10 protein-coding genes are annotated in these 17,173 nt (G+C 58.8%); 8 read left to right on the top strand and 2 right to left on the bottom strand.

Annotated elements, in window-relative coordinates:
* Window positions 1-4: 4 nt before the first annotated feature.
* The 3 genes from AB1724_17260 to AB1724_17250 all read left to right on the top strand — a co-directional run bounded on the left by AB1724_17260 (window position 5) and on the right by AB1724_17250 (window position 3,155).
* Window positions 5-844 (top strand): DUF169 domain-containing protein, encoded by an 840-nt coding sequence (locus AB1724_17260; GenBank protein ID MEW6079558.1) that lies wholly within the window; start codon window positions 5-7, stop codon window positions 842-844.
* Between the two features lie 13 nt (window positions 845-857).
* Entirely contained in the window at window positions 858-2,183 is a 1,326-nt protein-coding gene (locus tag AB1724_17255) for a hypothetical protein (GenBank protein MEW6079557.1), read from the top strand.
* 114 nt (window positions 2,184-2,297) lie between these two features.
* On the top strand, window positions 2,298-3,155 hold the full coding sequence (locus tag AB1724_17250) for a lysophospholipase (protein ID MEW6079556.1): 858 nt from the start codon (window positions 2,298-2,300) through the stop codon (window positions 3,153-3,155).
* A gap of 9 nt (window positions 3,156-3,164) precedes the next feature.
* Here AB1724_17250 and AB1724_17245 read toward each other — a convergent pair whose 3' ends face one another.
* Together AB1724_17245 and AB1724_17240 are read right to left on the bottom strand one after the other, a co-directional pair.
* Entirely contained in the window at window positions 3,165-3,815 is a 651-nt protein-coding gene (locus tag AB1724_17245; protein MEW6079555.1) for a response regulator transcription factor, read from the bottom strand.
* 56 nt (window positions 3,816-3,871) lie between these two features.
* On the bottom strand, window positions 3,872-9,079 hold the full coding sequence (locus AB1724_17240; protein ID MEW6079554.1) for an AAA family ATPase: 5,208 nt from the start codon (window positions 9,077-9,079) through the stop codon (window positions 3,872-3,874).
* Between the two features lie 411 nt (window positions 9,080-9,490).
* On the opposite strand from AB1724_17240, the gene AB1724_17235 reads away from it, so the two are divergent.
* The 5 genes from AB1724_17235 (at window position 9,491) to AB1724_17215 (ending at window position 17,162) form a co-directional block, all read left to right on the top strand.
* Window positions 9,491-11,995: an MMPL family transporter gene (locus tag AB1724_17235; GenBank protein ID MEW6079553.1), complete on the top strand. Its 2,505-nt coding sequence runs from the start codon at window positions 9,491-9,493 to the stop codon at window positions 11,993-11,995.
* Between the two features lie 63 nt (window positions 11,996-12,058).
* Window positions 12,059-12,907 (top strand): hypothetical protein, encoded by an 849-nt coding sequence (locus AB1724_17230; protein MEW6079552.1) that lies wholly within the window; start codon window positions 12,059-12,061, stop codon window positions 12,905-12,907.
* Window positions 12,908-12,924: 17 nt separating this feature from the next.
* Window positions 12,925-14,586: a GH3 auxin-responsive promoter family protein gene (locus AB1724_17225; GenBank protein MEW6079551.1), complete on the top strand. Its 1,662-nt coding sequence runs from the start codon at window positions 12,925-12,927 to the stop codon at window positions 14,584-14,586.
* 24 nt (window positions 14,587-14,610) lie between these two features.
* Window positions 14,611-15,858 (top strand): hypothetical protein, encoded by a 1,248-nt coding sequence (locus AB1724_17220; protein ID MEW6079550.1) that lies wholly within the window; start codon window positions 14,611-14,613, stop codon window positions 15,856-15,858.
* Window positions 15,855-17,162 carry a hypothetical protein gene (locus AB1724_17215; GenBank protein ID MEW6079549.1) on the top strand — a complete coding sequence of 436 codons (1,308 nt, stop codon included), beginning with the start codon at window positions 15,855-15,857 and terminating at the stop codon, window positions 17,160-17,162. The genes AB1724_17220 and AB1724_17215 overlap by 4 nt, the downstream gene beginning before the upstream one ends.
* The last annotated feature ends 11 nt before the right edge of the window (window positions 17,163-17,173 follow it).

Genomic DNA, 17,173 nt, shown 5'->3' with positions numbered 1-17,173 from the left:
AACCATGAACCTGACCGATCTTCACCGGATGGGCAAGGAGTTGTACGAGAAGCTTCATCTTCCCACCTACCCCGTAGCCGTCACCTACATCAAGTCCGAAGACGAAATCCCCGCCGGGACAACGCGGCCCTCGGCCATGGGACAGAAAATGTGCATCTGCCAGACCTTTACCTATGCCAGGGCCTGGGGCGCCCGGGTGGCCATCACGGCCGATGAAAACTTCTGCGTACCGTCATCGGCCGGTCACAAGTGGGTGGACGTCACGGACGAAGAATTCATCCAGAGCCAGGTCACCCAGGGCTGGCACAAGAGCCGGGAAGCGGAAGTCAACCGCATCGCTTTATATAACAGCCTGTTTTCCGGCCCCGGGGGGGAAGCCGTGCTGGAAAAAGCCAGAAGCCGCGTCGGCCTGGTCTGCGCGCCGGTTCACACCGCCGAACTGGAGCCGGACACGATCCTGGTCTTCGGCAACGGCATTCACATCACCCACATCATTCACGCGCTCTGCTACGACTACACCTTTCCGCTTTTCTCCTCCTTTGAGGGGTTCGGCGAATCCTGCATCAAGGGCGGACTGTTACCGTATCTGACGGGAAGGCCCCAGGTGGTCATCCCCGGCATGGGCGACCGGGCCTTTGCCGGCATCGGCCCGGATGAAATCGGCGTCGGCCTGCCCGCGGCCCTGCTGCCGACGGTCATGGACAACCTGTTTAAGACCGGCGGCCCCATGAACATGGGCCTGCCCTTTAAAACCATGGTGCCCACCGGCCTGACCGAATCTGTCACGCCGGGCTTTGCCTGGCTGAAAAGAGTTGTCGATGATAAACGCAAAACAACCGCATAGAAAGCGTATTTCAATGAACGGTCTGGAAGGAAAAATAAAGGCCTTTGTAAGGGACCAAGGCGTTGACGTGGTCGGCCTGGCCGGCCCGGACCGACTGGACGGGCCGCCATCGCTGGATCCAACCTACACCATGCGCGGCGCCCGGTCGATCGTTTCCCTGGCCGTTCCCATGGACGTTCCCGCCATCTATGATTTTCTGTCCAAGAAGTGCCAGACGGGCCACAACGTGGATCAACTGGTCTGGAACCAGAAACTGCACCATATCGGCGCGCGGGTGGCCGGGTATATTGAATCTCTGGGATTTCGGGCCAAGGCCGTACCTTCCAACAACACCTACCGCCGCTCGCCGGATATTTTCGCCACCCACCCCAGCTTTTCCCACCGCTTTGGGGCCATTGCCGCCGGCATCGGCGCCCAGGGATTTTCCGGCAATGTCATGACCAAAGAATACGGGGCCGCCGTTTACCTGGGCACAGTGGTCACCGAGGCCGTGCTCAAGAGCGACCCGGCCCTGCCCCCGCGATATTTTATCGACAACTACTGCGGCAAGTGCCGGGCCTGTTCCAAGGCCTGCGTGGCCCGGATGTTCATCGACGAGGAAGAGGAATACCTTCTGCTCAACGGCGAGCTGCACCCGCGCGGCAAGCGACGGGACATCAATTTCTGCAATGCCTCCTGTTTCGGCCTGCACAATCTTTCCGAAGACCGGCAGTGGTCGAGCTGGGGGCGGCACTGGATCGAAGAGTGGGTGAAAGAACCGCCCGATCCGGAAAAGCGCAGCATCCGCAACGACCTCTTAAAAAAGGGCTCCTCCGTGGGCGACTCCACCGTCCGCTACCGGCTGATCAGATCACTCGGCGCCAGGCTGTATCCGGAAGAAATTCTGGCCCCGGACAAACTGGGACGCCCGGTCAGTGACATGCCGAAAGATGAACTGGAACGGCGGCGGTTCCAGGCGGATCAGATTAAAAAGCATATCGGCATCACCATCGACAACCCGGACGTGCTGACCTGCGGCCAGTGCGCCCTGGTCTGCGGACCGGAAGTGCCCGAATCCATGAAGCGGCTGAAGATGCTGCGGGAAGGCGGCATCGTTGTGTCAGGAGATAACGGCCGCACCGTCATCGCGAGAAGTTATGACGAGGCGTTACGGATTCGGAACCAGTACCCCGTCCGGGTGCCCTGGCACAAAAAAGCCGTTGACGTCACCCTGTCCACGCTCATGTGGATCGGTCTGTACGGCGGATTCGAGCCCCGGTCCGTGTTCGGCAACCTGGCTTACCAGCGCCGCCTGAAAAAAGCCGTGGCCGACCGGATCTCCGGTCACCGGGAGTCCTGACGGCGACCGCCGGATAGAATTGACAGGCCATGCCGGCCTTGCTATATCTTTTCCCGATCAGCGTTTTCCTCGTCAACTGTTCAGGTCAGAAAATTCGTTCAGGGAGATATCCTAATGGGTCAGGGCTATCAGCACAGCATGGGTGTGTTTCTGAATAAAGACAACATCCGTATTTTCTACAGAAGCTGGGCCGCGGAAAATCCTGCGGGGCTGGTCTTTCTATGCCACGGACTGGGAGAGCATTCGGGACGGTACAGCCACCTGATCCAGAAATTACGGGACCGGCGAATATCGTTCTATGCCCTGGATCACAAGGGCCACGGGAAATCAGGCGGCAAAAGGGGGCACACCGAACGCTTTACCGATTACTGCCAGGATATCCATCAATACATCACCACCCTGATCCGGCCCGAAGCACCGGGCCTGCCGCTGATTCTGCTGGGCCATAGCATGGGCGGACTGATCGCGGCCCTTCATGCGCGAATGTTCCCGGAAGATATCGACGGCCTGATTCTTTCCTCCCCGGCCTTTATGCCCTCAACGCCGCTTTCCCCTCTCCAGCGGTCGGGCGCGAAGATTCTGGCCAGGCTGACGCCCCGGCTCTCCCGAAGCAACAAGCTCAGCCCCGAAGATCTGTCCTCCAGCAGGGAGACGGTGGCGGCATACAGCAAAGATCCCCTGGTACACAACCGGATAACGTTTCAGTGGCTCGTCGAATTTCTGGCCGCCACGCGTCAGTGCCTGGACCGGGGACAGGAAACCAGCCTGCCCCTGCTCATATTTCACGGAGGCGCCGACGCGATTGTCTCCGCCGAGGGAAGCCGGTGTTATTATGAACGGGCGAAAGGGCCGGATAAAACCCTGAAAATTTTCGACGGGCTGCGCCACGAAACCATGAACGAAAGCCCGGGAAAAAGAGAGCCGGTACTGAACATCGTCGCCGACTGGATAGTAGCTCACGCAAAAAAGTAGCGGCGCTCCCTATTTTTCAAGCGGCGTCAGCCCTTCCCGTACGGCGAACTTGGTCAGCTCGGCGACGCTGTACAGGTTGAGTTTCTGCATGATGCTGGCGCGGTAGGTCTCGACCGTTTTAACGCTGACATGAAGCTCTTCCGCGATATCCCGGGTCTTGACCCCTTCCGCCATCCGCTGCAGCACCTGCCTTTCCCGTTCGGTCAATTCCTCCGATACCGTCATCGGGGTTTCCTCGATGCTGTCCAGCAGCGCCTTGCGGACGGTGTCCGCTATTTTGGGGCTCAGGTAAGTGCCTCCGCGGTGCACGACGGAAATGGCCTCGGCCAGTTCCTGAAAAGCGCAGTCCTTGATCAGGTATCCGGACACGCCGGCCTTCAGCATGCCCAGGACGTAACGCTTTTCGGCATACATGGATAGGGCGATGATCCTGACCCCGGGAACTTCGGCCCCGATCTGGCGGGCGGCTTCAAAACCGTTTAATTCAGGCATGCTGATATCCATGATGACAACATCCGGCCTCAGCTTTATGGCAAGCTCCAGCGCTTTACGACCGTTCTCGGCCCGCCCCACAACCTTCAGGCCGGAAATGGTTCCCAGCAGGCTGCAAATACCGTCAAGAATGATGGCATGGTCATCGGCGACAAGAACCGTAATCATTTCATTTCCTTTCACCAGATCGTCCGGCCGCGGGCCTGATTGGCGTTAACTTTCGTTCAAAGCCCCTCCGGACGGGGTGTTTCACCGGCGGCCGCCAGGGGGATAATAATGTCGATACGCGTGCCCCTGTTCTCGCCCGTGTCGATTTCCATTTGCCCGCCCACCAGTCGTAACCGCTCATGAATACTGAACAGGCCAAACCCGCCGCCGGTCGTGGACCCGCTTGACGGCTGCCGCGATTGATCGAAACCGATACCGTCATCCTGTATGGTCAGGCGCAACCGGTCTTTCCCCATGCGCAGCGCTACGTTAATGTGACCGGCCCGGGCGTGTTTTACGGCGTTAAACAGCAATTCCCGCAATATCTGGAAGCAGAGCACTTCCGTTTTCTGTTCGATGGCGGCGTCACGGGCCATGTCGGTAAAGGTTATCGCCACACCATGTTTTTGCTGGGTTTCTTCGCATAGCCAGTCCAGGGCCGCGCCCAGGCCCAGGTGATAGAGAATCGGCGGGCTGATTTCAAACGTAAGGGTTCGGGTGTCGGCAATGGATTGTTCGATGGTTTGCAGAATGTCGTTCAACCGCTGGCGGTGGTCGGCGCCGGGTGCCTGGGCCATTGCCTCCAGTCCGATTTTCGTGCCGGCCAGGGCGTGGCCGATACGATCATGAAGCTCGGTGGCAATGCGTCGCCGTTCCCGCTCCTCGGTCAGCATCAGTTCCGAATACAGGTTTCGCAACTTTTCGGACAACTGCTTGAGGTCCTGCTCGTTTTTCATGACATGTTCGTAAAGGGTCGCGTTCTCAAAGGAAATGGCGGCCTGGGAGGCGATCAGCTTGAGCAGTTCCAGCCGGTCTTCGGTGAATATTCCGCCGGTCAGGGTGTTTTCCAGATAAAGAATACCGACCAGCCGTTCGCTGCGGGACATGGGCATGCACACCAGCGATCGGGGAGGATTGATGGCGTCTCCGATCCGCTGAAACGGCGCCGGCGCTTTTTTCATGTCATTGATGACCACCAGCTGCTGCGTCCGTTTGACATAATAAACGACCGAAGCCATCAGCGTTTTTTTCTGATCCAGCAGTGGTTCGGTTTTCAGCAGCGTTCGACCGGCTTCGTCCCCGCGGCCTTCCACTTCCACAAAAAGCTGATTGTTTTTGCTGGAAATAAAAGCGGCACGATTGGCGCCGGTGGCCGCCATGGTGATTTCCATCAGCCGGGTCAGCAGTTTGCGCACCACGATCTCCTGGGAAACGGCCTGCAGCGCTTCGACCACGGCGTTGTAGTCCATTCTTTCCAGGACGGATGGCGTTCGTTCCGGCATGACGGAAAGAACGGCGGCATACTGTTTCTCCATATCCCTGACTTTAGCCGTGGCTCCCCAGGTTTCATAAGTCCTTTTGGCCTCAACCAGGTATGCCCGGGAAGCGATCTTGTCGCCATGGCCCGCCAGGAAAATCCCGGCGGACTCGCAGGCTATGGCGGCCAGATGGGTGAATCCGCCGGCTACGGCCGACGACACGGCCTGCCGGTACAGCCGCAGGACCTTTGAAGGGCGACCGCCCGCCCGGGCTTGCTCGGCTTCCATCAGGCGCAACATGGGCTCGAAGTTATCCGGCCGTAATCGGCGCCACTGCTTCATTTTTTTCATGGAAAGGGCCGCCTGCTGCCGGCATCGCCGGACCTGCTGCCGGTCCGTGCAGGTGGAAACTACCGCCATGGCGCTTAAAAAAGCATAAAAATAATATTCTGTCAGGACCAGGGTGCCGGCCGGCAGGTAGTTCCTGGCCCGGATCCGGTCGGCCACGGCCATGGCTTTATCCCATTGGCGGAAAATCACGAGAAGCTTGAGTTGAAACAGCAGGAAAAAAAACTGCAGCATCAGGTTGCCACCTTCCACGGCCGCCGCGAATTCGACTTCCTCGTCATAGCCGGGTTCACTCAGGCTGAAAGGGGAAGCGGTCTGTCCCTTGAGGCTCCGATAGAACTGCTGGATGGCCATATAAGTGGCCACCACGAACGGGGAACGTGAGTTCTGGACAAAGGCCTGATAACGCTTATGGTCGGCGTAAATGGTGTCCAGGTTGTCTCCCAGAAAGAAATGAACCATGAACATGGAGTTGATGCTGTGGCCGGCATAGCTGATGTCGCCGGATTTCATGGCGTGACGGTAGGCCCGTTTGAAGTAGTTGATGTTCTTCCGCGCGGGCTGGTACCAGTGCCGGTTGAAAAAAGCGGACACGAAATAGGCGATGGCCTGATGGGGACCCGGCGACTGCCTCTCCAGCAGCCGCATACCGATCTTGGCGTAAGAACGTCCCATGCCGATAAAACCGAACATGGACCCCAGAAAAGCCCCCAGCGTGATCAGGCCCAGAGAAGCGTGCTGCAGGGGAACGCCTTTTCCGGGATCACGAATGCCCAGCAGAATTCCGGTGGCGGTAAGCCACAGGCACAGCAACGGGTCAACATAAAAAGCGGGCAGGCCGATGTTGGTCAGCAGCGTTTCCTGAATATTCAGAAGCTCGTCTTTGTTTTCCGGGATATCCATAATCGTGGACAGCCGGCGAAACCCCCAGACGAAGCGCAGCTTGGACAGGAGCAGCAGCACCTTCAGGCGGCTGGGATGGCGGGGCAGCAGGATGCCGAGCATCTCAAGCCCGCGGCGGCCCAGCATCAACGCCTTGTCAATGTTTCCGGCGGCGGTATGGAGTTCGATCATGGCGTTGTAGGCTCTGGCCCGATCCGGCAGGGAGGGGGCTTTCTGCAGCAGCAGACCGAAAAGGCGCTCCGAGGCGTCAAAGGCGCCCAGCACAAATTCACACTTGGCCAGGCTGGCGTGGATCGCGGCGCACAGGTCGTAGTCCGTTTCCCAGGCGGTTGGCGGAAGCAGGTCGCAGGCATGACGGAGGTATGGGGCCGCGGCGCCGAAAGAGACTGATTCCATTGCGTTCCGACCCGCCATGAGGTTAAGACGGGCTATTTCCGTTGTTTCCGGCGGTGACAGGTCCGGGGGCATGCCGAGCCGAAGCTGGTATACGATATCAAAAATTTTATTGCCGGCACCCTCGGTCGGCTCCCTGGCCAGCATCGCTTTTCCGACAGCCCAGTGGAGATCCCGGGCGGCGGCCTCAGGGAGGGTGCGGTAAACGGCCTGCAGAATATGGTCGTGGGCAAACTCCCAGATATGCGCGGCTTCTTTCCCGGACGCCTGCCGGGACGGGGAAGGATCGACATAGACCCGAAGCAGGCCGGCCTTCAGCGCCGTCCGCGCCTGATCGACGATATCGGACAAATCGCGGGACAGGACCCGGGCCAGCAGATCCGGATCGATTCTATTGCCGACGCAGGCGGCGGCCTGAAGCACGGACAGGGTCTCCACGGGAAGCTTGTCAATGGCCGTGGAGAGCAACCGGGCCACATTGTCGGTGATATCGGCGGCGGCAATGCGATCCGCGTCCCAGGACCAGTTGCCCCGGCGCATGTCGTAGCAGATCAACCCGCCGGCGTGCAGCGAACTCATAAACTGCCGGATGAAAAAAGGGTTACCGCCGGTTTTTTTAAAAACGATGCGGGCCAGGGGGGCGACCACCTCATCGGTTTGACAAAGGATATCCGCCACCATGGCCGCCGTCTGGCCTTCGTCCAGGTGCTCCAGTCGAAATATTTCGACCGGTATGCTGGTTCGTTTCAGTTTGCTCAAGTACCGCGTCAGCGGATGGTCCTCGTCGACCTCGTTGTCTCGATAGGTGCCCAGCACCATGCAGTAACGCCGTTGCCGGGCCAGTAAGAAGGCGATGCCGTGGGACAGGCTGCCCTTGTCGGCCCATTGCATATCGTCGAGGAAAAAGACAACCGGGTGGTCTTTTTCCAGAAAGAGGGAGCCGAATTTTTCCATAACCAGCCCCACCCGCATAATGGCCTCCATGGGGGGCAGCTCGCAGACCGGCGGCTGCTTGCCGATCACCAGTTCCATTTCCGGAATGATGTCCACCAGGATTTGCCCGTTGGGCGAAACGGCCGACAGGATTTTTTCACGCCATATCTGGATCTTCTCCGGGCTCTGGCTCAGCAACCACCTGGCCGCGCTGTCCATTGCGGTCTTTGGCGCCCTGATGGGAACGGCCTGCTGATGCTGGTCAAATTTACCGGCCAGAAAAATGCCGCCCGCCTCGCGGACATAAGCCCCCAGCCGGCGGACCACTTCGGTTTTACCGACACCGGTGTCGCCGGCGATCATGACCACGCAGGTATCGCCCGCGCAGATCCGGTCAAAGCATTTTTGCAGACAGGAGAGTGTCTGTTCGCGTCCATAAAGCCGGTCAGGCAGCGTAAAGACCGGGGAAACATCGTTGCGTCCCAGATTGAAATCCGGGACACGGGCCGCGGCGTCAAACCGGCACGCCAGACCGGCCAGATCGGCCAGGAGCCCGGCGGCACTCTGGTAACGATCGTCAGGATGTTTGGCCAGCAGCTTGAGTACCAGGCGCGAAAGCACGACGTCCACTGCCGGGTTCACTTCTGAAGGCGGAATGGGCGTAAGGGCGGTGTGACCATATAATACGCCGGTAGCGTCGCTGGCGGAAAAAGGAGTGACGCCCGTCATCATTTCATAAAACAACACGCCCAGGGAATAGAGATTGGCGCGGAAATCGACGGTATGGCTCATGCGACCGGCCTGTTCCGGCGAGATATAGGGAAGTACCGCCTCGGAAGTTACCGGTGAAAGACCGGCGCTTTCAGGCGCCCGGGCAAGGCCGTCGAGTTTGAGGCTCCGCGTGGCAGGGTCAAACAGGAAACTGTCAGGGGTGACGGCCTGGTGAATCACGCCGGCGCCGTGCAACGCCTGCAGGGCCTCGGCCATCTGGGCCGCGAAAAAACAGAAACCCCGGTTCAGGCGGCCTTCCTCGGCAATCATGGCGCGAAACGACGGCAGCATGGCGCTCAATGGTTCGCCGGCAGGAGCCTCCTGGATCACCAGGAGACCGACGGTGCCGTTGGCGCGCACTTCCTGATGATCAAGTAGTTTGAGAACCCGATCGGAGGAAAGGCGGGCGAGCCGCGCCACGTACTCCGTAAGCGCCTCCCCGATATCCGGGGAATGCCCGTTGATGCCGAACAGCCGCGCCGTAACCGGCCGGCCGGTCCGGCGGTCCACTGCCGCGAAGGTGGCCACCCGCCCGTCTGTCTCCGTTTCCACTATCCGGTCGTGACGATCAGCCAGCCATTGCCGCGCCGCAGCGCTGAGGGAAAGCCCTTGCACCATACGCCGTTATCAGTTTCTTGATTGCGGGTAAGGAAGTGCCGTCAATTTTTCTATACCCGCAGAGATACCATGGCGCACAATCAATGTTCAATCATAAATTAAGCCGCCCTTTCCCCTCGTGATACCAAATGCCTTGAGAAACGGCTCGTTCCCCGCCGGGCCTCCTGCCCTTCCGCCCTTTAATAACGGCCATTCCCGCTCGTTTGTCAGACGATGACGGTAACATCCGGGGGCCTTTTCATATGCCAAATTCAGGGTTTTGGAGGCAATAAATCAGGGTTTCCCCGATTGTTCCGGCCTCGGATGTGGGCTATTTGTTATCACCAATTTCAGACGGGCGGGGGGGCTCGCGATTTTCAGTCCCCTCTCCTGATTGTCCCGCCGGAATAACCTTTTTGCATATGGACGAATATGAAACATGTAAAAGCGGCGATTGAAGATCTTTTTGAGCGCTGGGCCCGCGGCCTTTACCGGCATCCGCGCGCAGCCCTCCTGGTATTGGCGGCAGCAACCGGGTTCTTCCTTTTACAGATGCCCCGTCTGACCTTTGACACATCCTCGGAATCCCTTTTGCACGCAAACGATCCCTACCGCCTGGAATATGACCGCTTCCGGCAGACCTTCGGGCAGGATCGCAATATTATTCTCGGCATTTCCACCCCGGATATATTTACCACCGGGTTTATGACAAAACTCAAGTCGCTGCACCGGGAGATCGAGGCCGCCGTTCCCCACATCAGGCGCGTCAACAGCCTTGTCTCGGCCCGCCGGATCAGCGGGGAAAACGACACCCTTCATGTGGGTGAACTTCTGGAATCATGGCCCGAAGAACCGCTGGATATGGGCCAGCTGCGAGAGCAGGTCCTGAACAACCCCTTTTATCTCAACTACCTGGTTTCAGAAGATGCCACCATGGCGGCCATCGTCATTGAAACCGACGCCGTTATCAACGTGGCTCCGGTATCCGATGCCGAAGCGATAGCCGAATTTTCCGACTCGCCCGGCGACAAGGCCGCTGCCGTCCCGACCGATAATCCGGCTCGTTTTATCTCGGCGGCCGAAATCCGCCAGATCGTCGACGCCATTACGCGCCTGCTGCCCCGCTACCAGGCGCCTGATTTTCGGATCGGGTTTTCCGGCTCCCCGGTGGTGGTCGATATTTTCAACCGGGCCGTGGCCGCGGACATGACGCGTTGTTCGCTGCTTGCCCTGGCTGTGATCGCTCTCTCCATAGGGGCTCTGTTCCGGCGGACATCGGGCGTATGCCTTCCCCTGCTGGTGGTGACGGCCGCGGTGATTTCCGCCCTGGGGCTGATGGCTCTGATGCAGGTGGAGATCAAAATCATGTCGGTAATTCTGCCGATCATCATTCTGTGCGGCGGGGTGGCCGACTCGGTTCATGTGCTGACCATCTTCTTCCGGGAATATCGCCCGGGCACATCCAAAGAGGAAGCCGTCGTCAGGGCGATGAAACAATCCGGCCTGCCCGTTCTTTTAACCAGCCTGACCACCGTGGCCGGCCTGCTCTCCTTTGCCTTTGCCGAGATATCGGCCATCGGAGAAATGGGCGTTTTTTCCGCCCTGGGCGTAACCATGGCCCTGGTGTATACGATCAGCATGCTTCCGCCCCTGCTGGCCCTGTTGCCGATCAGGCCCGGGAGCCCCGTCGATCAGCATTCCCTGGTCATGGACCGGATACTGTCGGGAATTGCCGACTTCTGCGCCGCTCATCCCAGAAGAATTGTCGCCGGAGCAGTCGTCATCCTGATTCTGTCGGCGGGCTTTCTGCCCCGGTTACGGTACGTGGACCACATGCTCAACTATTTCTCCGATCACATGACGGTCAAGCAGGACATGATCCGCATCGATAAAGCGCTGGGAGGAATTATTTCTTTTGAAGCGGTTATCGACACCGGCCGGGAGAACGGCCTGCATGATCCGGCCATGCTCGGCCGGATCGACATCGCTGCCGAACGAGTGAAGGCTGAATCGGCGGGCATGGGACCGTCATATGCCATCACCAAGGTCTATTCCATCACGGACGTGGTCAGGGAGATCAACCAGGCCCTGCATAACGACGATCCCGCTTTCTACACCATCCCCGGAGACGGCGATCTCGTGGCCCAGGAACTCTTCCTTTTTGAAAACAGCGGCAGCGACGAACTGGAGTCGGTAGTTAATACGGACTTTTCCAAAACACGGGTTTCCGTAAAAGTACCGTGGCTCGACTCTTCCGGTCTTTACAGGTTGAGCGAGCTCATCGGCCGGGTATTTAATGAGACCTTTGCCGGTCATGCCCGTGTTACCCTGACCGGCATGTCGCTCATCCTGGCCCGGACCCTTCCGGCCACCCTGTCGAGCATGAACCAGAGCTATCTGCTGGCGGCCGTGATCATCTCCGTTTTGATGATTTTCCTGGCCGGCAACGTGAGAATCGGGTTGCTGGCCATGTTACCCAACCTGCTCCCCATCGTGATGGTCATGGGGGGCCTGGCCGCCATGAAAATCCCCCTGGACATGACGGCCCTCATGATCGGCAGCATCGCCATCGGCCTGGTAGTGGACGACACCACCCACTTCATGCATCACTTCCGCCACCATTTCGACCTTACCGGCGACCCGCGGGAAGCGGTCCGCCGCACGCTCCTGGGCACCGGACGCGCCATGCTGATCACAACACTGGTGCTGTCCGGCGGTTTTCTGGCCTTGACCGCCGCGGCCATGCCCCATCTGTCGCGGTTCGGGATTCTGCTGGCCCTGGCACTGATGCTGGCCCTGCTGGCCGATTTTATCGTGACGCCGGTCCTGATGATCCTGGTGGCCGGGCCGTCGTCGGCCCTTTACCGAAAAGCCGAGGCCCCCCTGGGGCACGGCGGAATGATGTCGCCGGAGTTAAAGACGGGAACCGACGGTTAATGCTTCGTGGGCCTGGCCGTTTTCAGGCTGTGGAATAACCCCTTCAACAAAAGGAGATTAAACATGCTGTTCAAACCCGGAAAAATCAAATCAGCGTTTGTGCCGGTCAGGGATATCCCCGAGGAAACGGTTCGGGAGATGCACAGCCTCTTTCTTGATTATTATGAAAACGCCGATTATGAAACCTTCAAACAGGACCTGAACGCCAAAACCGGTTCCTTCCTGTGGCGGGAACGGAAGACCGGACAGCTTATCGCCTTTGCCAATATCAGAATCATGAAACTGCCGTATCAGAAACGGAAGGCGCATGTTTTTTTCTGCGGCGACACGGTCTGTCATCGTGATTACTGGCAGCGCAACTCATCGGGAAACAGCCCCATGGCCGGGACGGTTTTCGCGTTTCTCGTCCGCTTCTTCCTGCGCCACCCTTTCAGCACTTACTGGTTCATGATTTCCATGAGCTATCGTACCTACCTGGTGATCGCCAACAACCTGGTCCATCACTATCCCCACTATCAGCGGCATGACGCCAAAACCGACAAGCTCAGGGGAATATGCCGACTGGTAGCGGAACACATGTTCGGCGACAAGTATAACCCGGTAACCGGGCTGGTGGATTTCGGCCGGGCGGAGGAGAACCAGACCATCAAAAGCGACGTGGCGCCGGTCACCCCGGAGATGCTGAACAGATACCCCAAGATCCGGTTTTACGAGGAGCTGAACCCGGACAGCCGGAAGGGCATTGAACTGGCCTGTATCGGCGCGGTGGATCTGGCCTCCATCACGGCTTATTTTAAGAAGTTCACCGGCCGCACCTTCAACAGTCTGTTCAAGGGTAACAAAGTGACGATCCTGCCGACCACGCCTTCCGCGGGCGAACGTAAACATATCGCCAAAAAGAAAGCCGCCTGACAAAGGAGACCGGCGCAATGGAGCTTTTCACAACGTCAGCGCACCGGGCGGCCATGGTTGTTTCGCGGAAGGGATACCGGGCATACCTGGCGGGACTGGCCGATATCCGGCCCCATCAGCAGCGCAACCTCGGTTCGATTCTCAAAACCGTCCGGGGCGCGATGTCGGGCCGTAACTATGGACTGACCGGGGATGAGTCCGTCGACAGGTTTCGTGCGAAAGTGCCCCTGACCGAGTACAGCCACTGGGAAAAAATGATTGAGCAGCAGCGGCGGACCGGTGAACCAATCCTCAGCACCAGCGCCTGCGACCGGTACCAGCCCACCAGCGGGTCCACCTCAAAAATAAAATGGATCCCCTATACACGGCAGTTTCTCGCCCAGGTGGACGCCTTCATTTCCCCGATGATCTACCGCATGTACCGGCAATACCCCGGCATTCGGAAAGGTGTCCATTACTGGTCGCTTTCCTGGATTCCAACGGAACTGCGCGGCAATATCAGCCCGAATATCAATGACGACCTGAAGCTGCTGCCCTGGTGGAAGCGGATGTTCATGTCGCAAACCATGGCCGTTCCCGATGATGTGGCTCACGCGCCCACTTCGGATGCGTCCATGTTCGCCACCGCCTGCTACCTGTGCGCCGCCCGGGACCTTTCCCTGGTCTCCGTGTGGAGCCCGACCTTTTTATTGAACCTGCTCGACCTGATCCACAGCCACCGGGAAGAGATCGCCCTGGTGCTGGCTTCGGGGAAATGGGGGGAGTCCAGACAATCCCTGGCCTACCTGCCGTGCCCGCGGTCGCGCCAGGGGGCCGACACGCTCGCCGGCTGGGAAACGACGCTGTCGCCGGAAAATCTTTCCCGTCTGTGGCCGGGCTTAAGCGTGATCAGCGCCTGGGACACCTGGACCTCGGCGACCTGGGCCAGAGAGATAAAACGCCTGTTCCCTTTTGCCGCGCTGGACGGCAAAGGACTGCTGGCCACCGAGGGCATTGTTTCCATGCCTTTTGACAACCGGTACCCGTTGACCTATCAGTGCCATTTCTATGAATTCGCGGACTGGCATTCCAGCGACATTTTGAGCGCCTGGGAACTGAAAAAAGGGCAGGTGGTTCAGCCGGTGCTGACAACGGGCTCCGGCCTGCTGCGGTACCTTTTGCATGACAAACTGGAGGTAACCGGTTTTCTCGGAAGCTGCCCCTGCTTTCTGTTCCTGGGGCGTTCCGATGGCGTCGACCTGGTCGGAGAAAAACTGAGTCCGGAAGCCGCCCAGCACTTGCTGGGCCTGCTGGCGGAAAACCACGGGATCAAACCGGTCAGCCTGCTGGCCGTGCCCAGGGTCTATTCCGGCACCACTGACGGTTATGTGCTGTTGTGCGAAGGCAGCGACCCGGCCCTGGCCGGGAAAATTGCCGAGCGGGCTGAAAAGGAACTGCGCAAGATTTATCATTACAACCTGGCCCGGGATCTCAGACAACTGACGTCTGTAAAATGCGTCATGTCGCCAACGGCAACAGCGATCTACCAGTCACGGGCCGCCTCCCGCGGGATGGTGGCGGGAAACCTGAAAATCGAACCGGTGGTCCTGTGGAACTGTGAACTTCCCGAACCGTTACGATCCGCATTTGCCGAAGCGCCGTCGACCGCGGATCGTAGCGGCATATATGAACGGCCATAAGACGGAATAAGGAGGCTTGCCCCGATGAAGCTCAACGATTTTGCCGCAAAATTTGATTCCATCGTCATGACACCGGAAGACAACCCCGAAATTCAAACACTCTATAACCGTATCGCCATGACCAGCGAAAATTTCAGCGTCCATACAAAAAAATCCCCCGATTACTTCCGGTTCCTGACCTACGCCGCGGAAAACCACCATGTCTTCGGGTTCCCCAACCCCCGGGGAGAACTCGAAGGCCTGGCGGCGCTGATTATCCGGCCCTGTTACATCGACGGCCGGCCTGACCGGGTGGGCCACTTCCTCGACCTTCGATTTAAAAGAAGACGGGATCGCACCGGAACCGGCGACTGGAAAAGTATGGCCCTGGGCTTTACCCGCGTCGGCCGGGAGATAGACGAGCTGGAGCGGTGTCGTGTCTTCCACGGCTCCTACATCACCACCAACATCTATGCCACCGCGGCCATCGGCAAGGAGAAGAAGGGCGCCCTGCCGAAAACCGAGCCGCGCCCGGAAACGGCAAAAAGCGTCGACGCCAAACCCGCGGAGGCCTTTCTGGTCAGCAATCTGGCCAGCTATCAGTCGGTCAACATTTATGCCCGCAAACCGCAGAAAGCCATCGGACTCGGCGCCTTTAAAAATTCGGGCAAAAAATTCACCGTCGCCGCCGGTGAAGAAAAAGACCGGGACGAATTGAAAAATTTTCTGGACGCGCAGAACCGGATCAAAACCTTTGGCTATATCTATTCGGGAGAAAATGGAGAACTGGAACGCCGATTTAAATACTGGGACGGGTTTTCCATGGCCTCGTTTTTTATCGCCCGGGACAGTGCCGGAACCATCATCGGGGCCTTCGGCGCGTTCGACCCCGGGAAAGGCCGTCAGATCTACATTGACGCCCTTCCTCCAGACAAGGAACTCATCGCGAAACTGGGAGCCCTGGTCGGTCTCAAGGTTCCCCGGCCCAATGAAAATATTGACATCCTCTACCTGACATCACTCGAACTGGCCCACGGACTCTCCGCCGCTGAACGGTTGGATGTGTTTGACGGGCTGCTGACCGCGCTCTACAAAAGCGGTCTGCCCAAGGCATATCACATCGTCTCGTTCTGTGATTACAATAAACAGAGCCTGCTGGAGGTCGTCGCCCGCGGCTACATGTACGACGCCACACCGGTTCTGCTCTATCAGCTTCACGCACCCGAAGCGGTTGAAATCTATCGTGAATCAGGCATGGCCCATCCGCCCGGCCATGAAATGGTGCTGATGTGAAAGCCGGGCGGAAAATCACCAACGGCCCCCGCGTCTATATGGCCGGCGACACGGTGAATGAGGCGTTCCGGCATCCGGTAATCATTGAAGTGGTAGTCGAAGGGGTCGGCGCCATCGATGTCGACGCCTTGAGACAGGCTGTGGCCGCGGCTTCCCGGGCCAACCCCGGCACCCGGTTGATCGCCAGGGGAAATCTTCACGCCACGCGGCTGGTGGATACGGGAATCACCCCGCCGATTCGACAAATCGACGGTTCCCGCTGGTCGGGTAAAAGCGCGGAAGGGCTTTCGTTCTATCGATTCCCGCTGCCCATACGCAGCGGTCCGACCTGCGACGTGATTCTGATGACCGGCCCCGTAACGCGAATCATGTTCCGGGGTCACCATACGGTCATTGACGGCCAGGGTTTGATGATGTGGATCGAGGACGTCTTTCGCGTCCTTCGCGGCGAGACGCCGGCCGGATCAACCTGGACCGAATCGATCGATCAGTTTCGCCGCGTCACACCCGTCAATGAGCCCAAATGGACCGGCGGCCAGTGCGTGGCGCCCACCGGCATGCCCCGGGGGGAAACCAACCGGGCAGCCTTTTCCCGGCTGGAACTGCCCGGTCCGGTGTCGAATCTGATGCCCCGGCTGATGATGCTGACGGCTCAGGCGGCCCGGCAGCACCACCCTGATGGCCGCGTCGTCTTCGGTATCCCGATTTCCCTGCGGCACCGGCAGGCGGCTGTTCGCTCATCGTCCAATCTCTCCCGGGCGATTTACGTGGACGTTGCCCCGGACACGACCGTCGCCGACATTGACCAGTCGATTCATCACCACCGGCAAACGGACGGCCGGCTGTCATTCAGCGAAACCCTCATCCCCTTTCTACCCCTGTGGGTTATTCGCAAATTCCTTGAAACCGATTGTCGCAAAGGAATACATACCGGGCGCTACTGGGTATCGGGCTTTATCTCCAACCTCGGCCGTTTTGAAACCAAACAGTTCTCAACGCGCGAATTTGCCGCGCGATCCGTCTTCCTTCTACCCCCTTGCTCCTGTTCGATCCCGGTCTTCTTCATTCTGCTGGGGGTCGACCGGACCATTTCCATCAATGTCTCCATGCCGGAAAATCTGGCTGACGGAAACCGTCTTGACGATTTTATGGCTTATCTCCGCCGGGGTTTGAGCCCGTGTCCGGTTCAACCGGACGCATCCCATCTGAAATATGCGGTCGAAAATCACCTGACGCCGCACCTGTCTCCGGAAGGCAAAAGTTTACCTTCCGCCGGCCCGGAAATAGACTGCAACCTTCGATGACTCCAACCAGA

The sequence above is a fragment of the Thermodesulfobacteriota bacterium genome, from assembly GCA_040753795.1.
GTDB lineage: Bacteria > Desulfobacterota > Desulfobacteria > Desulfobacterales > Desulfosudaceae > JBFMDX01.
This window is presented reverse-complemented; position numbering and strand designations above follow the sequence as displayed.